Origin of the sequence: Pseudomonas baetica (genome assembly GCF_051216495.1) — a bacterium.
In the GTDB taxonomy this organism is placed as follows: Bacteria; Pseudomonadota; Gammaproteobacteria; order Pseudomonadales; family Pseudomonadaceae; genus Aquipseudomonas; species Aquipseudomonas baetica_B.
The window spans coordinates 1-22,888 of sequence record NZ_JBPKAM010000039.1; the positions used below are offsets into that span (position 1 = coordinate 1).

Here is a 22,888-nt window from a genome sequence, read left to right on the forward strand (position 1 = left end):
GTGGGAGCGAGCCTGCTCGCGAAAGCGGCCGATCAGTCAGCACATTCGTGACTGACACACTGCCTTCGCGAGCAGGCTCGCTCCCACAGGGGCAATTTGTCAGGGCCTGATTTTGCGCCCCACCATATGTTTCAAATACCCCACCAGCATCCCCAGGTCCTCATCCGGCAGCACCTCGGCCGAGAACCCGGGCATCTTCGCTTGCGGCCATTGGCGCAAACTCTGCGGGTCACGGATATAGTGCTTGAGGAAGTCCGCTCCGAAGTATTCGGTCGGGTTGTACGGAATATTCAGGTCCGGTCCGAACTGCGAATCCCCGGCACCGTTCAATCGGTGGCACGCCAGGCAGTTTTTCTGAAACAGGGCAAAGCCCTTGTTCACCGGGTCGTCTGCCTTCAGCGCCGGATCGGGCAGCAGGGCAGGGAAGCGCTCGGCCACCGGTGCCATGCGCTTGATGCTGGCGACTTCGAACGGCCATTGTTCGGGGCTGATGTTGCCGGCCCGCGGATCGGTCCAGACCAGGTAAAACGGTCCGGCGCTGTGTTTGCCTTCTGATAGCGGCGGCCACGGCTTTGCCGGGTCTTCAATGGCCAGCCAGGCGCGGGCGCCCTGGGTGTTGAGCAGTGGTGCCGCCGACAACTCCGCGGCAAAACCATCGAGCGCAACGGCTTGCAAATGTTCTTCGGGTTTGACGTCGGTCAACAGCGCCGACAAAGGAACAGCGCGATAGCTCATGTCGCGCTTGTAGGAAACATCATTGGGGATGGTGATGGTCCGGACCTGAGGATGCTTGAGCAATTCCTCGGTCTGCCAGGTGCGACTGTTCTCGCCCAGCTCCAGGTTCAGCTGTGCGGCAGACAGAGGCGTGCTGAGCAGCAAGGCCCCGAACATAATGAGCGTTTTCAAATGATCGCCGTCCATGTCGTGGAAGTGCCGCAAAGGTTGGCACAGCCACGCTGGCCCGGGTAGCGAGCCAGTCACATTTTTAACGTGGCGATAAAAAGTTCTGATGCCTTATTTTCGTAAACCGACTAGCCGATGACCTTGGTCAGGTTTGGCACGATCAACAACAGTGTGGTGGCAAAGAGAATGAGACCCGCTTGACGAACTTTCGATTGTTTGAACATGGCTGACCGCCTTTTTTTTTGTTATTTCCTGATGCCTGCCTGCCCGACTCCATGACGGCAAACGTTGCACTTCCTGTAGGACGAGCGCCTCGGCAAAACCCGACGACAACTTCGTACATGTTCACCTTAGAGCCCGCGTCACCCGTGCTTTAGATCCATTTAGTATGGAGTTCTCATCAATTGCTATTAAAACGGAATGAGGCCTTTTGCCATCTTCTTGGGCGGCCTTTGGCTAGACACCTGCGCGTCAAGAAAGGGTTTACCCGTTTGTTGACGACCGTCCGTCTGAGCGTGAGCGTCAATGTCGGTGAGCGTTGCGGTCATTGAATCCCCGGCGGCTCGGAATCAAGGTGACAGTTCCTTAAAGATCAAAAGATCGCAGCCTGCGGCAGCTCCTACGAAGAGCGCGGTTTCCTGCAGGAGCTGCCGCAGGCTGCGATCTTTTGCTTCACAACAACAAGATCGAGGACGTCATGAACGAAGCTTTGATTTTCGATGCATTACGCACGCCCCGTGGCAAAGGCAAGGCCGATGGCGCCTTGCACAGCGTCAAGCCGGTGAATTTGGTGGCCGGGTTGCTCAGGGCATTGCAGGAGCGGACCGCCCTGGACACCCGTCAGGTCGATGACGTGGTGCTCGGTTGCGTGACGCCCATCGGCGATCAAGGCTCCGACATCGCAAAAACCGCCGCCCAAGTGGCAGATTGGGACGTCAGTGTGGCCGGGGTGCAAATCAATCGCTTCTGTGCATCGGGCCTGGAAGCAGTGAATCTCGGGGCGATGAAAGTGCGTTCCGGCTTCGAAGACCTGGTGGTGGTTGGTGGCGTCGAATCCATGTCGCGCGTTCCCATGGGCAGCGACGGCGGGGCCTGGGCGCTGGACCCGGAAACCAACCTGCACAGCCATTTCACCCCCCAGGGCGTGGGCGCCGACCTGATCGCCACGCTCGAAGGCTTCAGCCGTCAGGACGTCGATGCCTACGCGCTGCATTCGCAACAGAAAGCCGCGCGGGCGCGGGCTGATGGCTCGTTCAACAAGTCGCTGGTACCGGTGCAGGACCAGAACGGCATCATCCTGCTCGATCACGATGAGTTCATTCGTGCCGAATCGACCATGGAGGGGCTGGGCAAGCTCAAGCCGAGTTTCGAAATGATCGGGCAGATGGGGTTCGATGCCACTGCACTGCGGGTCTACAGCCATGTGGAGCGGATCAACCACGTCCACACGCCTGGTAACAGCTCCGGGATCGTCGATGGTGCGGCGTTGATGCTCATCGGCTCCGAAGCCAAGGGGCGGCAGCTGGGGTTGCAGCCACGGGCGCGGATCGTCGCCACGGCGGTGACCAGCACCGACCCGACCATCATGCTCACCGGCCCCGCGCCGGCCACCCGCAAGGCGTTGGCCAAGGCCGGGTTGCGGGTCGAGGACATCGACCTGTTCGAGGTCAATGAGGCATTTGCCTCGGTGGTGTTGAAGTTCATCAAGGACATGGCCATCGACCCGGACAAGGTCAACGTCAACGGTGGCTCGATCGCCATGGGCCACCCACTGGGCGCCACCGGTTGCGCGATTCTCGGCACCTTGCTCGATGAGCTGGAAAACCGGCACCTGCGCTATGGCCTCGCGACCCTGTGTGTCGGCGGCGGCATGGGCATTGCCACCATCATCGAACGCCTCTGAGCCCGGACTTCAAGGAAACCTTCCATGACACACGCCATTCGTTACGAAAAGGGCCAGGACCGTATCGTCACCCTGACCATCGACATGCCCGGCCAGAGCGCCAACACCATGAACGCAGTGTACCGCGAAGCCATGGCTGACTGCGTGTCCCGCCTGGTGGCCGAAAAGGACGACATCGCCGGCGTCATCATCACATCGGGGAAGAAAACCTTCTTCGCCGGCGGCGACCTCAATGAATTGATCAAGGTCGGCAAACCCGACGCCAAAGCCTTTTACGACATGGTGCTCAGCCTAAAAGGGCAACTGCGTACCCTGGAAACCATTGGCAAACCGGTGGTCGCGGCGATCAATGGCGCGGCGCTGGGTGGTGGCTGGGAGATCTGCCTGGCCTGCCATCACCGCGTGGCGCTGGACAACCCGTCGGTGCAACTCGGCTTGCCGGAAGTGACCCTCGGGCTGTTGCCGGGCGGCGGCGGGGTGGTGCGCATGGTGCGTATGCTCGGTCTGGAAAAAGCCCTGCCGTATTTGCTCGAAGGCAAGAAGGTACGGCCGCAACAGGCGTTGCAAGCGGGGTTGATTGATGAATTGGCGGCGGATCGCGATGAGCTGCTGGCCAAGGCGCGGGCGTGGATTGTTGCCAACCCGACGGCTGTGCAGCGTTGGGACGTGAAGGGTTACCAGATTCCCGGTGGCACGCCATCGAACCCGAAAGTCGCACAGATGCTGGCCATTGCGCCGTCGATCCTGCGAAGCAAAACCCAGGGTTGCCTGCCGGCCCCGGAGAAAATCCTCTGTGCCGCCGTCGAGGGCGCCCAAGTGGATTTCGACACCGCGCATTTGATCGAAACCCGCTATTTCACCGAGTTGACCACCGGCCAGGTCTCGAAAAACATGATCGGCACGTTCTGGTTCCAGCTCAACGAGATCAATGCTGGCGGCTCGCGACCACAGGGCTTTGCCCCTTATGTCACACGTAAAGTCGGTGTACTCGGCGCCGGGATGATGGGCGCGGGCATCGCTTTTGTCAGCGCGTCGGCCGGCATCGACGTGGTGCTCAAGGACATCAATCTCGCGGCAGCCGAAAAGGGCAAGGCGCATTCGGCGGCATTGCTGGACAAGAAAGTGGCGCGGGGGCAGATGAGTGCCGAGCAACGCGAAGCCGTTCTGGCACGCATCCATACCTCGGAAAGCGACGTAGATCTGGCCGGTTGTGATTTGATCATCGAAGCCGTATTCGAAGACCGCGAGCTGAAAGCCAAGGTCTCATTGGCAGCGCAAAAAATTGTCGGCACCGACGCGGTGATCGCCTCCAATACCTCGACCTTGCCGATCAGCGGCCTGGCGACGGCGGTGCCGGACCCGAGCAAGTTCATCGGCCTGCATTTCTTCAGTCCCGTGGACAAAATGCCGTTGGTGGAAATCATCAGGGGTGCCGACACCAGCGACGAAACCCTGGCTCGTGGCTTCGATTTCGTCCTGCAGATCAAGAAAACGCCGATTGTGGTCAACGACAGTCGAGGGTTCTTCACTTCCCGGGTGTTCGGCACCTTTACCAATGAAGGCATTGCGATGCTGGGCGAGGGCGTGAGTGCGCCGATGATCGAGACCGAAGCGCGTAAGGCCGGCATGCCCATTGGGCCGCTGGCGATCTCTGACGAAGTGTCTCTCAGCCTCATGAGCCATATTCGCCAGCAAACCGCAAAGGATCTGCAAGCGGAAGGCAAGCCGCTGACCGAGCATCCGGCCTTTGCGGTGATCGACTTGCTGCTCAATGAATACAAACGTCCAGGCAAGGCTGCGGGCGGTGGTTTCTACGAGTACCCGGCCGGTGGTCAAAAGCATCTATGGCCGGAACTGAAAAAACGCTTTGAAAAGGCTGACGGGCAGATTTCGCCCCAGGACGTGCGTGACCGCCTGCTGTTCGTGCAAGCGATTGAAACCGTGCGCTGTGTGGAGGAGGGCGTTTTAACCTCGACGGCGGACGCCAACGTCGGTTCGATTTTCGGCATCGGTTTCGCCGCCTGGACCGGTGGTGCGCTGCAGTTCATCAACCAGTACGGGATCAAGGACTTCGTCGCCCGCGCCCAGTACCTGGCCGGACAATACGGCTCGCGCTTCGCGCCGCCGGCATTGCTGTTGGAGAAAGCGGCCAAAGGGGAGGCGTTTTAGGGATCGGTGACACCTTGCGGGGCTTGCCTTGACGCGGTGTTTCGAGGCAGGCTCTGGGGTGTGCATTATTCCCATCACGTGTCAGGTATTTTTTATGTCGTTACGCATCTGCATTCTGGAAACCGACAACCTGCGTCCGGAATTGGTCGACCAATATCAGGGCTACGGGCAGATGTTCAAGCGCCTGTTTTCGCAGCAACCCATTGCTGCTGAATTCACGATCTACAACGTGGTACAGGGTGATTATCCCAGCGATGACCTGACCTTCGACGCCTACCTGGTCACCGGCAGCAAGGCCGATTCCTTCGGCACCGACCCATGGATCCAGACTCTCAAGCAATACCTGCTGACCCGCTATGAACGGGGCGACAAGCTGTTGGGCGTGTGCTTCGGCCACCAACTGCTGGCGTTACTGCTCGGCGGCAAGAGCGAGCGTGCGACCCAGGGCTGGGGTGTCGGCACCCACAACTACAAACTCGCCGCCAAGGCGCCGTGGATGAGCCCGGTGCGCGAAGAGCTGACCCTGTTGATCAGCCATCAGGATCAGGTGACCTCACTGCCGGAAAACGCCACGGTGATCGCCTCCAGCGATTTCTGCCCGTATGCCGCGTACCACATCAACGACCAAGTGCTGTGCTTCCAGGGGCATCCTGAGTTCATTCACGACTATTCCCGAGCCTTGCTGGAGATCCGTCAGCAAGCGCTGGGCGAGCAGGTTTATTCCAAAGGCATCGCCAGCCTGGAAAGCGAACACCACGGCACCACGGTGGCCGAATGGATGATGCGGTTTGTGGCGCACAAGCCAGAAACTGTTTAACGCAGTTATTCGCGAGCAGGCTCGCTCCCACATTGAAACCCGGTCGAATGTGGGAGCGAGCCTGCTCGCGAATTTTGCAGGCACTGCATTCTTTTCTACAACCACCCCGACTTCTTGAAACTCGCCCACAAGCTCACACACCCCACCGTAATGAGTCCCAGCACCCCGAAATACCCGTAATGCCAGGCCAGTTCGGGCATGTTCTGGAAATTCATCCCGTAAATCCCGGCCACCGCCGTCGGGAACGCCAGGATCGCCGCCCATGCCGCGAACTTGCGTTGCACCACGCTCTGGCGTGACGCCTCGAGCAACACCCCGACCTCAATGGTCTGGCTGGCAATGTCCGCCAGCGTGGCCAGGTCTTCCATTTGACGGGTGACATGAATCTGCACGTCGCGGAAGTAGGGGCGCATGGTCTTGTCGATGAAGGGAAAGCTCAGCCTTTGCAGTTCTTCGCCGATCTCTACCATCGGCGCCGCGTAACGACGCAGACGCAACACATCGCGTCGAAGGCCGTGAAGGTCCTGGATATCGCGTTCGTTCAGCGTGCCGCACATGACGTTGCGTTCCAGCTCATCGATCTCGGCATGGATGGCTTCGCCCATCGGCTGATAGTTCTCAATGACGAAGTCGAGGATGGCGTAGAGTACGAAATCTTCCCCGTGCTCCAGCAACAATGGACGCGCCTCACAGCGTTGTCGGACATAGGCGTAGGACGCCGAGTGACCGTTGCGCGCAGTAATGATGTAGCCGTTGCCGGCAAAGATATGCGTCTCGATGAACTTGAGCTTGCCCTCTTCCCGAATGGGGGAGTAGGTGACGATGAACAGTGCATCGCCGAAGGTTTCCAGCTTCGGTCGACTGTGTTTTTCCAGGGCGTCTTCGATGGCCAGCTCGTGGAGATTGAACTGGCGTTGCAGGTTGTACAGTTCCTCGGCACTCGGCTCTTCAAGGCCGATCCAGACAAAGTGACCGGGCTTTGCAGCCCAGGCCGCGCCTTCGTCGAGGGTGATATTGGTGACTCTCTTGCCAGCGCTGTATACCGCAGCAGCAACAACTCTACCCATGATGGTGATTCACTTCTTATTAGCAGGCGTTCATTAGCAAAAAGTAGCGGGCGATACTCAGCTTAGCCTTGTCTGCTGCTGGGGCGTCAGTGAAATCTGTACGTTTATGGGCAAAAGAAAACCCGCACAGGGCGGGTTTCATTCAAGCGGCTTGCAGTTGCCGGTCCATTGAGTCGATGCAATCGCGCATCTGCTCGCGGCACTGGGCAATCAGCATCGGCATGTCATCTAGCGTCAGTCCCGCCGTAGGAATGGCCGGCAATGAACGGATGAGAATTTTCCCACTGCGCCAGCGGTTCAAGCGTATGTGCTTGATGTAACTGCTCACACACACCGGCACAATGGGCACGCCGGCCGCGATGGCCATCTGAAAGGCACCTTTCTTGAACGGCAACAGCTCTTCGCCCAGGTTGCGCGTGCCTTCCGGGAAGACCCAGATCGAGGTGTCTTCGTTTTGCAGGGTATGGGTGGTGGTCAACATCGACTGGCGGGCTTTCTGTGCATTGCCACGGTCGATCAGCACATTGCCGGCCAGCCAGAATAACTGACCGAACAAAGGGACCCATTTCAGGCTCTTCTTGCCGATGCACACGGTGCGACGAGGCACCACGTTGCCGAAGACAAACAGATCGTAGTTGGACTGGTGGTTGGCAATGATCACGCAGCTGTCGGGTTTATCCATCAACGGTCCGACGTCGGCCTTGACCCGCAAGCGCAGAATGCACATCGCCGGCCACGCATAGAGGCGTGCACACAGGCGACTGTTGTCCGGGTTGAACGGGCGGCACAGCCCGAGAATCACACCCAGCACACCCGCGACCATAAAGTGCAGGCCCATCAATGACATACGTAAAGCAAACAGCATTTTCAGGCCCCACCGGGACAAAAGGTGGCGCAGTGTACGGATGTGCACTGTTTTCGGCAATTGCCGCTAAAGAAGCGGGAGATAGCCGATGTTTAAGTACATGTTTCCGACTTATGGGTCAGACGCGAGCTAGAGCGGTTGCAGGATTTTCTACAGCGTACGTAAGAAAAAGCCCGACACGACGGTCGGGCTTTTCGTAGCAGCAGGTTTGGGCTCAGCCCAAGTGTTCCTGATCCTGGATGATCGCGTTGTCCAGGGTTTCCAGCAGCGCCTTGCGCACCTTCAGTTTGGTGTTCTTGTGGGCGGTCATGTTGATCTTTTTCAACTGGCGCGCAGCCGCCAGAGCGGCACCTTGCAGTTCCTCAGTCGATACCACCACGTCGAGGAAACCGGCATCCACGGCGCTCTGCGGATTGAACATCTCACCATTGATCACCGAGCGGTGGAACGCCGATTTGCGCAGGCGATCACGAGCCAACTCGATGCCGGCGTGGTGCATGGTCATGCCGATCTGTACTTCGTTCAGACCAATGCTGAACGGGCCGTCGACACCGATGCGGTAATCGGCGGACAGCAACAGGAACGCGCCCTTGGCCACCGCATGACCAGGGCAAGCCACAATCACCGGGAACGGATGCGACAACAGGCGACGGGCCAGTGTCGAACCGGACGTCACCAGCGCGACGGCTTCTTTTGGCCCGGATGTCATGACTTTCAAATCGTAACCGCCCGAGAGAATCCCAGGCTGACCTGTAATGATCACCACCGCACGATCAGACACCGCGCGATCCAGCGCAGCGTTGAACGCAGCAATCACGTCTGGAGAAATGGCATTGACCTTGCCATTGCTCAGGGTCAGGGTCGCGATACCGTCTTCGAGATGGTAAGAAATCAACTCACTCATGACGCTATTCCTTTCAATAAAGTTGGGCAGACGTTACCCACGGCCAAGGGCCAGGTAAAGCGCTGTGACTGACCCGCCAGTCACCCTTTACCTATCCACCACGTGTACTGCGCCACGCCAGCGGCGCATTGCCCTCTATATAGGCGCGCACGATGAACCTGAGATTGGCCGGTTTGCCATTACCCGGATGGCTCGAAACGACTAACTGCGTTAAGCGCATGAAAATTCTGAAAAAAATGTTTGCCATCAGAAAAGCTTTCGACTACATTAGCGCGCCTCGACAGACAGAACATGTTTGAAGAGATACGGTGAAGTGTCCGAGTGGCTTAAGGAGCACGCCTGGAAAGTGTGTATACAGGAAACTGTATCGAGAGTTCGAATCTCTCCTTCACCGCCATATTCCCAAAACGCAAACCCCTGATTTTCCTAGAGGAAATCGGGGGTTTGTGGTTTTTGCCGTCTGAAAAATTCCCCCATGGGGCCGATATGGGGCTGAAGGACAATTTTGACTGTTGATTGTGGTGTCTCAAGAGAGGTGTCTGGACGTTTCAAATTGGCGAAAGGGCGCAGAGATCGGTCATAAGCGACCCTTGATAGGCGCCTGATCAAGCGGGAGCAATTCATACCGTTATTCAGTAGTTTGGAATGTGTAGCTTATTGACTGGACGTGTCGACACGCCGGAGCGAGCTCATGTTGACGTGGATGCCAAGACTACCCACTGCCGCTTGCTTAGATAGTATGCTGATGGAAAATTACTTGAAAAGTTATAGGTTGGCCTACAGTCATCATGAATAAACTTCCCGATCTAGAAGCTTGGGCAATATTCGCAAAGGTCGCGGAGACTGGTTCATTTGCTCGCGCCGCCAATGATCTTTCGTTATCGCAGGCGACGGTGTCCAAAGCGGTAACCCGCCTTGAGAAGCGTACTAACACGACGCTTTTTCATCGCACATCAAGGCGCATATCTTTAACTGAGAGCGGGTTAGCCGCTTTAGAAACTGCTGCTCGTATCCTGGAGGAAGGGAAGGCCTTGGAAGCGGCCGTGAGGGAGAAATCCACGACCTTACAAGGACGAATCCGTGTGGCAGCTCCAATGTCGTTTGGGATTATGCGCCTGGCCCCCATGCTGCCGGAATTCATGGCTGCACATCCTGATATCACCCTTGATGTGCAGTTCAACGATGAAAAGGTAAATTTGATAGATGGCAGATACGACTTGGCAGTTCGGATCTCCAATATGGAAAACTCCAGCTTATTGGTAAGGCGAATATGCCAAGTTCGCGTCCTGCTTGTTGGAGCGCCTGCATACTTTGAACGATACGGTCGCCCTCAGCATCCCCACGACCTAGTCAACCATCGGGCTTTGCAGTACAGCAATTCGGGAACCGGCGAAAGCTGGCGTTTTCGCCATCCCCAACACGGGGAATACTCCCAAATCGTACGCGCACAGGTCCATGCCAACAACGCAGAGGCCTTGACTCCAGCGTTGTTGGCAGGTCAGGGGCTGGCACTGCATGCAGAGTTCCTGGTTTGGAATCAACTCCAGACAGGCCAACTGGAGGTAGCAATGCAAGATTGGGTTGTCGATCCGATCGAGCTGCATATTTTGACGCCACCGGGGCGCAGGCGTCCGGCGCGAGTGCAGGCGTTAATCAACTATCTAGCGACATGCATGGCAAATGAGTCTTGGGTGCGCACCCCTGTAAGTCTTAGCCCACTTGCTCCCGATGCTTGATAGCTGGAGAGATCGAGCCAGGCTTTTAGGTCGTTAGAGCATTCAGATGTCCTGCGACTGCGAATGCTTCTAATGAAGGCGAATCTGAGATGTCAAAAATGGAAATGATGGAATTCTATAATTTCTATTTTTAATCTGATCGCCTGGTCTTACTCTTTGCGCATCAAAGTTCATTGCCTCTCCTCACGGCTTCGTGGACTTTTGATAGTCCGTCTTTCGGCGGGTTCAAAATACGCGCGATGCGTTTAATATAAGTTATCGGTGATTAAAATGAAGTTAAGGCATATATTGGCTGCCCTCGTAATAGGCGTTACTTCTGTATCGGCTATGGCCTCTGGCCCTAGTTCCAAGCTGCTGACTCCCGAAAACTCGACTGTCATTTTGATCGACCATCAGCCGCAAATGTATTTCGGTGTGGAAAATGAAAGCCGCAATGAAGTGATGAACAGCGTTGCAGCCTTGGCTGAAACTGCTAAGGCTTTCAAAGTTCCGACGGTACTGACCTCGATCTCGTCTACTACCTTTGCAGGTCCCCTGGATCCAAACATTACCTCGGTCTTCCCGAATGCTCCGATTATTGATCGGACAATCATGAATGCCTGGGAAGATCAGAACGTGGTCAGCGCGGTTAAGGAAACTGGTCGTAAAAAACTGGTAATGGCTGGTTTGTGGACTGAGGTTTGCCTGACCCTACCGGTGCTGAGCGCACTGGAAGAAGGCTACGAGGTTTACATCGTTGTGGACGCTTCGGGTGGTTCGAGCAAGCAAGCGCACGACGCCGCTGTTCAGCGCATGGTGCAGGCCGGTGCTCAACCTGTGACGTGGATGCAAGTTCTCTACGAATACCAGCGTGACTGGTCTCGCCAGAGCACTTACGAAGCAGTTACCAACATCGCTCAGAAGCACGGTGGTGCACATGGCCTCGGTATCTTCTACGCCAAATCCATGTTCCATGCCCAGGAAGGTAAGAAGAAATAAGAATTTCTTTTAGTTTCCAGTTGATTTTATAGCTCAGGAAGCCGGAAGTAAGTATCCCTTACTTCCGGCTTTCTTTTTATGGCCTTAGCTGATTCTTTCGCAGTGATTCGACGCAGGCTTATTATATGTTTTTCAAGCGTAATGAATGTCACCTATTAAGTTCGGCTGACAATGGCTGATTGGTCAAGATGTACCGATTGCCGTATGTTGTGCTGCCCTTAATACGCCTGTTGCAGTTTGCGCTGGAGGGCATCTGCGAAGCACTTGGCATAGAGGTCAAGCCCTTGGGGATTGACGTGACAGCTATGTACGCAAAAGATCAGTCAACGGCCTGCATCTGTTCCTGCAGTCGTGGATAGTCCGTATAACCGTGTGATCCACCCCCGTAGAAGGTCTGCGGATCAGCTTCGTTCAGGGGGTGGCCGGTGCGCAGGCGCTGTACGAAATCCGGGTTGGCAAGCGCCCATCTGCCGACCGGAGACACATCCGCCAAGCCGGCCTCGACGTCCTGCCCAATGAGTTCCAGAGGCCGATTTATGCGGTTGACCAGCAAGGCATTGGGCCAAAGGGCCCGGATATCCTTCAGGAGCGGCTCGTCCCCGTTATGTGCGATGTGCAGGTAAGCTGGATCTAATTTCGCAAGCGCAGCCACGAGCGTGCGGTACAGCTCGCCATAGTTCGAACCTTCATCGATGCCACCCAGGCGTGAGCCCGGTGACAAGCGGATGCCCGTGCGGTCGGCGCCAATCTCTTCAATCACCGCTGTCGCGACCTCCAACGCAAAGCGTATGCGGTTAGGAATTGACCCGCCATAGATATCCTCGCGGGTATTGGCATTGGGCGAAAGGAATTGCTGGATGAGATAGCCATTGGCCGCATGGATTTCTACGCCGTCTGCTCCCGCCTCGATAGCGCGGGCGGCGGCTTGGCGGAAGTCAGCAACAGTGGTGTGGATTTCTTCAAGGGACAGCGCCCGCGGTTCAGGTACCTGCTTCAGGCCGGTGGGCGTGTAGATTTGTGCATCGGGTTCTATGGCCGACGGCGCTACCGCCTGGCGCCCATGCGGCGTGTTGTCCGGATGGGACATACGCCCCGCGTGCATGATCTGGATAAATAGATGGCCGCCTTTCGCATGTACCGCGTCGGTGATTTCGCGCCAGCCAACTACATGGGAGTCGGAATGAATCCCTGGGGAGTTAACGAAGCCTTGGCCATCCTCGGACGGCTGAGTGCCTTCGGATATGAGCAGGCCAAACGAGGCACGCTGCGAGTAGTACTCGGCAGCAAATTCGCTCGGCGTGCCGCCGGGCATTGCGCGGCTGCGGGTTAGCGGGGACATCGCCAGGCGATGCGGAAGGTTCATTCGTCCGATTCGAATTTGATCCCAAAGAGTGGTCATCGTGTATTCCGCTGTAAGAGGCCGGGAGATAGCGCGTGAAGCGCATGGACCACACAATAGATTGTTCCAATTTATATGGTAAAGACTGTATTGTTTGGACTATTTGTCTCAAATTTGGATCGATCTATGGACTTGTCCGCGTTGGCTGATTTCCTTCTAGTTGCTTCTCAAGGCGGTTTTGGAAAAGCCAGCCGCGCCAGCGGACGGCCCAAGGCCACCTTGTCCAGACGAGTCATGGACTTGGAACATAGTCTTGGGATAAGGCTGCTTGAGCGCGGTTCGCGCTCACTTCGCTTAACGGAGGAAGGGCAGGCATTACTGGAGCGCATCCAGGGTCCGTTGGGGGAAATCGTAGAGGCCGGCGAAATGGCGGCCGCAGGTCTGTCAACGCCGCGCGGCCGATTGCGCATCAGCGCACCCATGCTGTTCTCATCCACTCTGCTCGGTCGCCTGGCGGCCGGTTTTGCAAAGGCCTATCCCGAAGTGCGCCTGGACATCACGGCCGAAGACCGCGTCACGGATTTGGTGGAGGATGGCTACGACGTGGTGATACGCATCAATCCGAGCCCCGATGCGACACTGGTGGGGCGCTGTTTCGCACGAGACGAAATGTTGCTGGTCGCGTCGCCTTCACTCAAGTGCCCGACTGCAGCGCCCGCAGGGGAGATACCCACCGTGCCCGCGATCGTATACGCCAGCAGATATGACGGCGGTCTGTGGCGCTATCAGGATGGCGACACACTGAATAGCGTCATGCCCGACGTGCGAATTCGAATGACGTCGATGCTTTCGATGCGTGATGCTGTGATAGCTGGCGCGGGCGCGGCATTGCTTCCCAGATCATTGGTAGAAAGTACCGTGAGCAAGCATGAGCTCGTCGTATGGGGCCGCATGCTCGATCGCCCCATTGAACTTTGGGTCCTCCATACTTCCCGGCGACTGGTCAGCTCCAAAATTACCGCCTTCGTGGAGTATCTCTGCAATGCGTTCCCAACACGTTTTCTGACGGGCATCGTTTTGTAGCTCACCAATGGCTCTCTTAAATGGGTCAGAACTCTCGACTTGTGGCAGAGCCAGCAGGGTTTCCAGTTCCTTAAGCGTTTTGGATAGCGTTGGCTGGTTGATTGCCAGGTTGTCGCAAGCACGTGCCAGGCTGCCCTGGCGCGCGACCTCGAGAAAGCAAACAATATGACGGCGTTTTATTCGGGGATCGATGTAGGCGTGGAAGTAAGGGAGAGGCGCCTTCGGTCACTTCAATTGATTAGTCGAGTTTGATTGCCGACTCAGCTACTACTTCTTCAGGCAAAGCATGTGGTGCTTCGATTCTTTCTTTGAGTGTGGCCGCATAATCCCTAGCACTCTGCTCATCACGAAACTGAATGTTACGGCCACCGAAGCAAACTGACCATTGCTCTTCGCGCTGGTTAGACAACCGCTCAACCTTGACTGACATGCTCAAACTCCAGAAGCGGGGTCATTAGAAGTGAACTTCGGCAGACTTGATGCCAATGTCCCGAAGCTCATGAATCACGTCATCCAGGTGCCGAAATGACTCGATTTCTTCGTTGTCATTGACCAGGAAGTAACTTCTTCCTGCCTCTTTTTTGAACAGGATGATCCACTCGTTCGTGTTGGCCGGGTTAGCGATCACGTGCGTGTCGAAGCGCATGCCTTCACCGTGTTTGGCTTTAACCTCTTCGCGTTTCATGCGGTTCTCCGAGTGTGGACACATTCTGTCCATGGGTGTGATAGGGGGGGGCACGCTGGATTTTCAGCGCGCTCAAGGGGTGATGGGTAGGGTAATCCGATGGCTTTACTATTATCATGGCATGTGAATATTATGCACATGAGCGCGGAGAGAGGCTAGTCATGATTGCGATACGAGAAGCGTGGAAAGCAGGCCTGTTAAGGCCAGAGCACTGGCTTCGAAATGTCGTCTCCGGGGTTATCGTCGGTGTCGTGGCGTTGCCCTTGGCCATGGCGTTTGCCATCGCCTCAGGTGTCAAGCCTGAGCAAGGGATTTACACGGCCATTATTGGCGGCCTCTTGGTTTCTCTCTTTGGTGGGAGTCGTCTTCAGATTGCTGGTCCGACAGGGGCTTTCATCGTTATTTTGGCTGGAGTGACCGCTAAGTACGGTGTTGACGGCTTGCAGATAGCAACGATGATGGCCGGGGTGATCCTGTTGCTGCTCGGTATCAGCAGGCTTGGGGCCATCATCAAGTTCATCCCCGACCCTGTGATTGTCGGATTCACCGCTGGCATTGGCGTGATCATTTGGGTAGGGCAATGGAAAGACTTTTTCGGTTTGCCGAAAATCAGCGGTGAACATTTCCATCAGCGGCTTTGGCATCTGCTTCAGGCGCTTCCCCACCTGCATATGCCCACAACACTGTTGGCGCTTTTGAGTTTGCTGTTGGTCCTCATGTCTCCCAGAGTTCCTGGCTTAAAGCGTGTGCCGGGGCCTTTGGTTGCCATGGTCATTGTGACGGTTGCTCAGTCTTGTTTTCAGTTTGCCGGCGTTGCGACGATTGGCAGTGCGTTTGGGGGGATTCCTCAAGGGCTGCCAACCATGGGTCTGCCTGAAATAACCATACCGCAGGTGATCGAGTTGATCGGCCCGGCGTTCGCCATTGCAATGTTGGGGGCTATCGAGTCATTACTGTCTGCTGTTGTCGCTGACGGGATGGCGGGCACCAGGCACGACTCCAATCAGGAACTGATCGGCCAAGGCATCGCCAACCTGGTCACTCCTTTGTTCGGTGGTTTTGCTGCAACCGGTGCGATTGCTCGAACGGCCACCAACATCCGCAATGGCGGAACCGGTCCGATTGCCGGGGTTGTCCATGCGTTCACATTGATTTTACTGATTTCTTTGCTGGCGCCTTTGGCCTCGGATATTCCGCTGTGTACTCTGGCTGCGATCCTGTTTGTCGTTGCTTACAACATGAGTGAGATGAAACACTTCAAACGCATGGTCGAGCGAGCCCCAAAAGCCGATGTCGCGATACTTCTCATAACCTTCAGTCTGACCGTTTTGAGTGATTTAACGATCGCCGTGAACATCGGTGTCATTCTTGCCATGCTCCAATTCATGCGTCGGATGGCATCTTCAGTCGAGGTGCAGCAAATGGTCGAAAAAGAGCTGGAAGTTGAGTTGCGGTTCAATGGGCATGCTCATCTTCCGCCTGGCGTTTTGGTTTATACCGTTGAAGGGCCGCTCTTTTTTGGCGCAGCAGAAACCTTTGAACGTGTTCTGGCTCAAACGCATACGGATCCCGGGACTTTGATTCTTCGTCTGAAGCGAGTGCCGTTCATGGATATAACGGGCTTGCAAACACTGCTTGAAGTCATTGAGCACTTACGTCAGCGCAGCATCGTCGTAAAACTGTGCGAAGCCAATGAGAAAGTTCTTGGCAAGCTGGACAGGGCAGGGATACTTCAGGCGCTCGGTTCAGAGCATTATCATGCGGACTTCAAGGGGGCACTGAACAGCTATGTCGCGAGTGAGAAGCCGCCAGGCGATAGCTGAACTGGAATGCTGCAGGTAGAGCGATGAGCTGGCCCTTTTTCACGCCAGCCCATTCGCGAACGCATTATTTAACCGCCACTTTTTTGTTTTTGGTCGAGTAGGACACGCCATGCGTCTCCAGGTAGTCTCGAATAAGCTGACGGACGACCTGTGAAGGCGTCAGATCCTGAGCTGCACAGAGCTCCTCAAGGGCTTTTTTCTTGACGGGATCAATGAGCACAGTCAGTCGTGCAGTCTTGTTTTCCATGGAGTTGCCGGGACCCTGATTTGATCAATGATAATCAAATTGTAATGCCGAGGGTTTTGTTTGTCACCGTCCAGGTACGTCAGGGCATGACCTGATCCATCTCGGCCAGGAATCGTTCACGGTGGTCCTGCTTGCGCTTACCGGCATATTCGAAGGCGCAAAGAATCTGATGGGCATGGCAGGGAAAACTGACTATCAATCGCCAGCACAAACAGTGCTGGCCAGATGTTTCCCCCAGTAGAAATTCCATTGTTGACTAAACTAATGGAACGCACGGCTCGGCAGAGTACAATCTGATACTTTAAATACTCAAGCGCATAGACAAGTCAATTGCCTTTATATTTTTAGTTAGAGCACCAATCGATATATAGTCAACCCCGGTTTCTGCGACAGCTACCAGTGTACTTTCGTTGATTCCGCCGCTGGCTTCAAGCCGGGCCTGTCCGTTGTTGAGTCGAACGCCTTCACGCATGTCATCCAGACTCAGCTCGTCGAACATGATTAAATCCGCTCCACCTTTCAGTGCTTCTCGCATTTCGCGCAGGCTTTCCACTTCAACCTCTACGGGTCTACCTGGCGCAATGAGACGGGCAGCGTTGATAGCTTCGAGAATACCACCACAAGCTGCAATATGATTTTCTTTGATGAGGAAGGCATCGTAGAGACCAATGCGATGATTATGGCAACCACCGCAAGTGACGGCGTATTTTTGCGCGAGCCGAAGGCCAGGGATAGTTTTTCGAGTGTCGAGCAACTTGACTTGAGTATGCGCAACTTTATCCGCTAACCGTCGGGATTGTGTCGCGACGCCCGAGAGAAATTGCAAGTAGTTCAACGCGGTTCGCTCACCGGTCAATAAAGAGCGGGCAGGGCCCTCTAAATGTAATACGGTTTGATTGGGTTCCGTGCGCTCTCCATCCTTGACGTTCCACTTCAGGATGACAAGCGGATCCAGTTGGCGAAAGACGGCCTCCACCCACGACACACCACTGATGATGCAAGGTTCCCTGGTAATGATTTTTGCGCTGGCCAAGCGAGCGGACGGCACAAGCTGCGCGGAGATGTCACCACTTCCGATATCCTCCAATAATGCTCTGCGTACGTTTTCATCAATCTCGGAACCCAAGCCCCTCAGTTCTATATTTTTCATTCCAGCCCACCTGAATCAATAAATAACGAAATATCATCCCGCCACGCCCAAGTGCAGAGTCCAGACGAGCATTGCACCTGAGCATGGCTATCAATCAAAAGTTATGGACATATCCAATGATGAGTCGGTTCTCATCGGCCCCATCTGAGTAAGTGGATCGATTGATTGCGTTCCTCCATCGGAATGAAACATTTTTCAACGCGCCGCTTTGGACTACGTAAGTGATATCAGAACTTCTTTCCCACTCCTCACCGTCGGAACCTGCCGCCCTGAGCGACGTTGCCTTCACCGTTTTAATATTCGCGGGATCGACGTTTTCTCCTTTCGCATAACGCAGATTCCATGTCAGACCAGGCCAGCCGAGGGCGGCAAAGTCATACGAATATCCGGCATACCAGACGTCTTCATTTGCAAGAGCGAAGTTGCTCACCAGCATTTCACCAAACAGATAGGTGTCCGTACCATTTACATACGGGTATGCCGTCGCGCCGGATACCGCTTGATAACCCGCACTGAAGGTGTGCCCCATCGCCGAATAGCCCGCATTGCTACTGATCGTCCGGTTATCCACTTTTCCCAGTAGTTTTTTGCCGCTTTCTTGCCCGTCAAAGTATCTGACTTCAGCAAACACGCGACCTTTGGACAAGGGTGTGTTGAACTTTAAACCGACGTAGTCCCGTCGAAACAAGTTTTCCAGGTCGCTGTGCTGATACGCCACATTGAGTGAAGGGAGTAGTTGATAGTCGAATCCCGCATATGTGTAATGATCACTGGTGATGGTAGAGGAGTAGCCGCCTAGTTGAGAGCTGGCAGACAGATCTTCAGAGTCGGTTGAGTCACGCTGCTTGACGGAGTCGACTTGACCAAAAGTCGCAGTCAACGATTTGATATCCTTTGATGACAGTTGCACACCGTTAAATACTTGTGGCAAAAGTCGTGTATTGTTTGAAGCCAGCAAGGGAAGAACTGGATTCAGCCCGCCGATCCTTAACTCACTTTCAGAAAATTTAGCCTTCGCTGTCAGTTCAAGCTTCGAGTATTCATCATAGGCCCGTCGATCACTGTCGCGAGATAGAAGTCCTGTACCTGATCGGCCAGGGCTAGAGTCAAGTTTCAGGCCCAACATGCCAAGCGCGTCCAATCCAAAACCAACAGGTCCGTCGGTAAAGCCGGACTGGAGATTAACGATTAAGCCCTGAGCCCACTCTTCTCGCTTGGAATCAGTGGCCGTCGAGTCTCTGAAGTCGCGATTGAAGTAGAAGTTTTTTAGTTCAAGATTGCCTTTGCTGTCTTTCAAGATGTCCGCCGCCGCAAAAGATGGGGCGAAGGGCAATGCGATAAGCAGACAAGGCATCAGCGTTTTATGTGTTTTTTTATTCATTGTCACCTTCCTTATTTTTATTATTCACAGGTGTTCGCCAGGCCTGTTTATCATTGGCAACTAGCCAGGCCTCTTGGTCGTTCCGCATGTATGTATGTTTTTACTTGACCTTATATTTGCGTGTGTTTTCGTACATGGCGATCGCCAATATAATCGGCGTTAAAAAATGTGGCCGCCATCTAACCGCACAATAGGGGCAGCCACAAAATCTATTACCATGCTCAGTGCACTAAGTACCCTCTAACTTTTGTTCAAGGGGTGAGCTTTCGCGATGACTTCCGTTAAATCTTGAAACTCTCCAACGAAGCTGGATGGAACAGATCCTCAGGCTGAAGCAAGCGTGACGATAGTCCTTCGGCGTGATGGCGTTCCAGGAAGCGACCGAGTACGTGGCGGTTAGCTTCGAAACCATAGGACCAGAAGTCTTCACCGAGCAGTTGGCGCGCTGCTCGTAACTGATCCTCGATAAACGGTAGCGTTACCTTGGTGGCGGAGGTGTCGCTCAATTTGTGCAGCGCTACGGACTTGGACTTCTCGAATGCTTTGGCAACGGCTCCGGGTAACCATGGGTGCTGTTCGGCCAACGTGCGCCGGATCCCCAGCACGTGCATGATCGGGAATAGCTGAGTGCGGCGATACCAGTCCGAGGCCGCTCCTTGAGGATCAGGATAGAGATAGCTGACCTTGGGATGGCCCTGGGTGAAACAGGAAGGTGCCCGTGGACCGATCACGGCATCCAGCTCACCAGAGGCGAGCATGCCAGAAATCGTTTCAGTCTCCGGTGCGTTCTCGACGATTACATCCGCCGGTAGCTTCAGAACAATTTTCTCCAGACGCCCGGTCTCTTCATACCCGCCACGGACCCAGGTGACATCAGACGCTTTTAAACCATGGTCTTCTTCCAGGAACAGTCGAACCCATACGTTCGCTGTCAACTGGTACTCCGGCACACCGATACGTTTGCCCTTGAGGTCTGCCGCCGACTCGATTCCGCGATCATTGCGGATGTAGATCGAGGTGTGGCGAAACGCACGGGACGGGAAGACAGGAACAGCAATATAGGGACTGGTGCCCGCTGCGGTTTTAACGCTGTAGCTGCTCAACGATAACTCGCAGATGTCGTAGTCAGCATGGCGAAATGCGCGAAAGAAGATTTCTTCGGGATCTTGCAGCATAAAAATTGGGGCGACCCCATCGATCTGTACTTCGCCATCCACCAATGGTCGGATACGATCGTAGTTACCCACTGCAATGGATAAGTTCAACTTGTTCATGATGGGTTCTCGCAGGATTGAGTAGCTTCAACATTCACACCCAGTGTGATGTCGCGTTGTTCTTCGCTGGATCGCAGCATGGCGAGGCAGATCTCCAACGTGTCACGAGCCCACTCGCCGTCATGCAGCGGAGTGACCCCGTAGAATTGCGCCAGATACAGTTCGTCTATGACTTCGGAACGCGGTACGGCTGGTCGCTCCAGCGCCAGTCGATCACGGCTATCAGGCCCGTAAATCATGACGGCATCCGCCATAGGCCTAAGGTCGCCACCTTCGCACGACACAATAATCGGGCCGAAATGCTGGAAGGCCGTCGCGTTGTCGGCAGTAGAGGGGCTGACGTAACGTGCGCCGCCATAAGTGCCTTCAGCTTTGAGCCGCGCCTCCTCATCTGCCGATTGCACCTGTTGCAATAACCGACGGGCACCGCCGTAAGCTTCGGGATTTTTGGGCTTGCCCATTTCCCCGACCCAGTCCATCCACTCGTCGGAGTCGAAGTGTCCGTAGCCGTTGTAGGTAATGGAGGCGAATGCCCCATTCTCGAACCATAAAGTGGCTGTGTAGGCGCCTTCAGTTGGCCGTGCTGGGTCCCAGTTACCCACTGCCGCGCGGACACGGGTAGCTCGACTGCCCGCCAGCAAACGGACCACGTCTACTTGATGGGCGGCTTGGCTGAATACGGCTCCGCCGCCTTCAGCGGTCGAGAGCTCTTCCGGTCGGCGAGGGCGTTGCAGGTAGTCGGTGTAGTTCAGCGCTTGAATCATCTTGACCGCGCCGAATTCGCCACTACCGATCAGCTCCCGGGTACGCAGGTACGGGGTATCGAAGCTGTGGCAATGCCCAACGATCAGTTTCACGCCGGCATTAGCGCAATCGGCAATCATTTGGTCGCACTCGTCCAACGACAACGCCATGGGTTTTTCGACCAACACGTGCTTGCTGTTAGCCGCAGCTATACGGGTGTGTTCGGCATGAAACTGATGCGGGCTGGCAATGTATAAGGCATCGACATTGCTGTCGGCTGCCAGGTCCTCGATGGCTTCGTATGCGGGCGCATCGAAATCCCGTTCGAATTGCCTGCGGGCTTGTTCACGAGGATCACAGGCGCCTACCAACTGGACACGGCGATCGGCCAGGAAGGTAGGCAGCATGAGGGTGAATGCCCGGCCCAGACCGACCACTCCCAGACGTAGCCGAGCCGTGGATTCAGCATGGCTGGTCATCACGTATGAACCTCGTAATCAGGCTCTGCGACTATGTTGGTGTCATCCAGGGCCCATACGTAACGAGCTTGATAATCACGCCAGTCGATATCCTTGGACACGATCGCCTGGAACGAGCAGATTCTGGAAGGGATCGCTTTCTCACCTGTACCAATAGCGGTTTCACCCGCCTGAAATGCTGCCACGGCATCCAGCATGACCCGGCGGAACTCCACTACCGCAAGGTCACTGGCACCCAGGCGCTCATCGGAGCGATCGGCGATCGGCCCCATGGTCACCCACATGGCGATATCCTGATTGGGGAAACCCTTGATGCCCGTAAAGTTGCCGTTTTTCATGGCTTCACGGTCCTGGAAAAAACGGTTCCCGTCGTTGCGTAGCGGGCGGTAACTGTCGTCCAGATCGATGCCGGGTTGCTGGCCGAGGAACTTTCGCCAGGTCTCTGTTTCCGGAGTGTTATCGGGATTGCCCCAGGCCATGAAATAGAAGGCTGTGTGGGTGTCGTCGATGGGTACGTTGATATTCGCCACGTTGTACAAATTATTCGGTGGAATCAGTGCGGTGGCCGGGGCTACGAACACAGTAGAGCGTACATACTCGCTGGTAGCGGCATTCTGGATAGGACGGCGTAGAGCGGCATAGCGGAAGCCATAGCTGGTACGCTCGACTTGCATGCGCGGCGCTTTGTCCGTGGAGGGTCTTAGCCAATTTTTCGAGGTTGCTTCTGCCCCCCCGACCCGGGCTGGAACGAAGTCGGATGAGTGCAGGCTTGAGCTGTGTGCCGAGTCGATGGCGCCTTCCAGGATCTGCGCCCAGTTGCAGGGAATGATTGCCTTGGCGATGCTCACCCGAACATGCTCATGAGGTGCCCAGGCCGGGGGTACAAACTCGGGAATTGCGTCCTGTGGCCCCATGTAGGCCCAGACGAAACCGCCCCATTCGCGGGTTTTGTAGGCCGTGTGCTTGACCTTCTGGCACATGTTGCTGGCGGCAGGCTCGGAAACCATTTCCACCACATTACCGTCCACGTCCATTTTCCAGCCGTGATACAGGCAGCGTAAGCCTGAGTTTTCATTGCGGCCGTAGATCAGTGACACGCGGCGATGGGGGCAATACTCGTCCATGACACCCACGCGACCATCAGTGTCGCGAAATACGACCAGGTCCTCACCGAACAGACGGGCCCTGACAGGCGTGCCGTCGGGCTCGCTGACTTCTTCGATCAAACACACCGGCGTCCAGTGACGGCGCATCATCTGGCCCATCGGTGCTTCGCCTTCGACGCGGCAGAGCAACAGGTTCTCTTCTGGGGTCAACATGTAATATCTCCAGCGTTCAACA

The 22,888-nt window shown here is 55.5% G+C and carries 20 protein-coding genes, 1 tRNA gene and 1 pseudogene; 8 read left to right on the top strand and 14 right to left on the bottom strand.

Going from position 1 to position 22,888, the window contains the following annotated elements; genetic code table 11:
* Nucleotides 1-99 precede the first annotated feature (99 nt).
* Nucleotides 100-921: a c-type cytochrome gene (locus ACSFE6_RS15415; protein WP_435428469.1), complete on the bottom strand. Its 822-nt coding sequence runs from the start codon at nt 919-921 to the stop codon at nt 100-102.
* 679 nt (nt 922-1,600) lie between these two features.
* Here ACSFE6_RS15415 and ACSFE6_RS15420 point away from each other — a divergent pair.
* The 3 genes from ACSFE6_RS15420 (at nt 1,601) to ACSFE6_RS15430 (ending at nt 5,792) form a co-directional block, all read left to right on the top strand.
* Nucleotides 1,601-2,806 carry an acetyl-CoA C-acetyltransferase gene (locus ACSFE6_RS15420; protein ID WP_435428420.1) on the top strand — a complete coding sequence of 402 codons (1,206 nt, stop codon included), beginning with the start codon at nt 1,601-1,603 and terminating at the stop codon, nt 2,804-2,806.
* Nucleotides 2,807-2,830: 24 nt separating this feature from the next.
* A complete protein-coding gene (locus tag ACSFE6_RS15425; RefSeq protein WP_435428421.1) occupies nt 2,831-4,975 on the top strand; it encodes a 3-hydroxyacyl-CoA dehydrogenase NAD-binding domain-containing protein in 2,145 nt (714 codons plus the stop codon).
* 94 nt (nt 4,976-5,069) lie between these two features.
* The gene (locus ACSFE6_RS15430; protein ID WP_435428422.1) at nt 5,070-5,792 is read left to right on the top strand and encodes an amidotransferase; all 723 of its coding nucleotides are present in this window, start codon (nt 5,070-5,072) and stop codon (nt 5,790-5,792) included.
* A gap of 95 nt (nt 5,793-5,887) precedes the next feature.
* On the opposite strand, the gene ACSFE6_RS15435 is transcribed toward ACSFE6_RS15430, so the two are convergent.
* The 3 genes from ACSFE6_RS15435 to ACSFE6_RS15445 all read right to left on the bottom strand — a co-directional run bounded on the left by ACSFE6_RS15435 (nt 5,888) and on the right by ACSFE6_RS15445 (nt 8,628).
* Nucleotides 5,888-6,859, bottom strand: a complete 972-nt coding sequence (locus ACSFE6_RS15435) for a magnesium and cobalt transport protein CorA (protein ID WP_435428423.1) — start codon at nt 6,857-6,859, stop codon at nt 5,888-5,890.
* Between the two features lie 142 nt (nt 6,860-7,001).
* Nucleotides 7,002-7,724 (bottom strand): lysophospholipid acyltransferase family protein, encoded by a 723-nt coding sequence (locus ACSFE6_RS15440; protein WP_435428424.1) that lies wholly within the window; start codon nt 7,722-7,724, stop codon nt 7,002-7,004.
* A gap of 214 nt (nt 7,725-7,938) precedes the next feature.
* Nucleotides 7,939-8,628 (bottom strand): crotonase/enoyl-CoA hydratase family protein, encoded by a 690-nt coding sequence (locus ACSFE6_RS15445; protein WP_435428425.1) that lies wholly within the window; start codon nt 8,626-8,628, stop codon nt 7,939-7,941.
* 307 nt (nt 8,629-8,935) lie between these two features.
* Between ACSFE6_RS15445 and ACSFE6_RS15450 the strand changes: the two genes are divergently transcribed.
* From ACSFE6_RS15450 to ACSFE6_RS15460, 3 genes are all read left to right on the top strand, one after another.
* A tRNA-Ser gene (locus tag ACSFE6_RS15450) sits at nt 8,936-9,025 on the top strand.
* A gap of 391 nt (nt 9,026-9,416) precedes the next feature.
* On the top strand, nt 9,417-10,364 hold the full coding sequence (locus ACSFE6_RS15455; RefSeq protein WP_435428426.1) for a LysR substrate-binding domain-containing protein: 948 nt from the start codon (nt 9,417-9,419) through the stop codon (nt 10,362-10,364).
* Nucleotides 10,365-10,691: 327 nt separating this feature from the next.
* Nucleotides 10,692-11,342, top strand: a complete 651-nt coding sequence (locus ACSFE6_RS15460) for a hydrolase (protein WP_435428470.1) — start codon at nt 10,692-10,694, stop codon at nt 11,340-11,342.
* Nucleotides 11,343-11,661: 319 nt separating this feature from the next.
* On the opposite strand, the gene ACSFE6_RS15465 is transcribed toward ACSFE6_RS15460, so the two are convergent.
* Nucleotides 11,662-12,741 (bottom strand): alkene reductase, encoded by a 1,080-nt coding sequence (locus ACSFE6_RS15465; RefSeq protein ID WP_435428427.1) that lies wholly within the window; start codon nt 12,739-12,741, stop codon nt 11,662-11,664.
* A 126-nt stretch (nt 12,742-12,867) separates the two neighbouring features.
* Here ACSFE6_RS15465 and ACSFE6_RS15470 point away from each other — a divergent pair, with 126 nt between their 5' ends.
* Entirely contained in the window at nt 12,868-13,764 is an 897-nt protein-coding gene (locus ACSFE6_RS15470) for a LysR family transcriptional regulator (RefSeq protein ID WP_435428428.1), read from the top strand.
* A gap of 48 nt (nt 13,765-13,812) precedes the next feature.
* Here the strand turns inward: ACSFE6_RS15470 and ACSFE6_RS15475 are convergent.
* The 3 genes and pseudogenes from ACSFE6_RS15475 to ACSFE6_RS15485 form a co-directional block, all read right to left on the bottom strand.
* A pseudogene (locus tag ACSFE6_RS15475) lies at nt 13,813-13,956 on the bottom strand (LysR family transcriptional regulator); the annotation flags it as partial.
* A gap of 46 nt (nt 13,957-14,002) precedes the next feature.
* On the bottom strand, nt 14,003-14,194 hold the full coding sequence (locus ACSFE6_RS15480; RefSeq protein ID WP_435428429.1) for a hypothetical protein: 192 nt from the start codon (nt 14,192-14,194) through the stop codon (nt 14,003-14,005).
* Nucleotides 14,195-14,218: 24 nt separating this feature from the next.
* On the bottom strand, nt 14,219-14,449 hold the full coding sequence (locus tag ACSFE6_RS15485) for a hypothetical protein (protein ID WP_435428430.1): 231 nt from the start codon (nt 14,447-14,449) through the stop codon (nt 14,219-14,221).
* Nucleotides 14,450-14,610: 161 nt separating this feature from the next.
* On the opposite strand from ACSFE6_RS15485, the gene ACSFE6_RS15490 reads away from it, so the two are divergent.
* Nucleotides 14,611-16,272 (top strand): SulP family inorganic anion transporter, encoded by a 1,662-nt coding sequence (locus tag ACSFE6_RS15490; protein ID WP_435428431.1) that lies wholly within the window; start codon nt 14,611-14,613, stop codon nt 16,270-16,272.
* Between the two features lie 64 nt (nt 16,273-16,336).
* Here ACSFE6_RS15490 and ACSFE6_RS15495 read toward each other — a convergent pair whose 3' ends face one another.
* From ACSFE6_RS15495 to ACSFE6_RS15520, 6 genes are all read right to left on the bottom strand, one after another.
* Nucleotides 16,337-16,519 (bottom strand): ribbon-helix-helix protein, CopG family, encoded by a 183-nt coding sequence (locus ACSFE6_RS15495; RefSeq protein ID WP_435428432.1) that lies wholly within the window; start codon nt 16,517-16,519, stop codon nt 16,337-16,339.
* 301 nt (nt 16,520-16,820) lie between these two features.
* A complete protein-coding gene (gene nadC, locus ACSFE6_RS15500) occupies nt 16,821-17,669 on the bottom strand; it encodes a carboxylating nicotinate-nucleotide diphosphorylase (protein WP_435428433.1) in 849 nt (282 codons plus the stop codon).
* A gap of 94 nt (nt 17,670-17,763) precedes the next feature.
* Nucleotides 17,764-19,050 carry an OprD family porin gene (locus ACSFE6_RS15505; protein ID WP_435428434.1) on the bottom strand — a complete coding sequence of 429 codons (1,287 nt, stop codon included), beginning with the start codon at nt 19,048-19,050 and terminating at the stop codon, nt 17,764-17,766.
* A gap of 281 nt (nt 19,051-19,331) precedes the next feature.
* A complete protein-coding gene (locus ACSFE6_RS15510) occupies nt 19,332-20,324 on the bottom strand; it encodes an ABC transporter substrate-binding protein (protein ID WP_435428435.1) in 993 nt (330 codons plus the stop codon).
* A complete protein-coding gene (locus ACSFE6_RS15515; protein WP_435428436.1) occupies nt 20,321-21,547 on the bottom strand; it encodes a Gfo/Idh/MocA family protein in 1,227 nt (408 codons plus the stop codon). Before ACSFE6_RS15515 ends, ACSFE6_RS15510 begins: the two co-directional genes overlap by 4 nt.
* A complete protein-coding gene (locus tag ACSFE6_RS15520) occupies nt 21,547-22,866 on the bottom strand; it encodes a Rieske 2Fe-2S domain-containing protein (protein ID WP_435428437.1) in 1,320 nt (439 codons plus the stop codon). The genes ACSFE6_RS15515 and ACSFE6_RS15520 overlap by 1 nt, the downstream gene beginning before the upstream one ends.
* Nucleotides 22,867-22,888 lie beyond the last annotated feature (22 nt).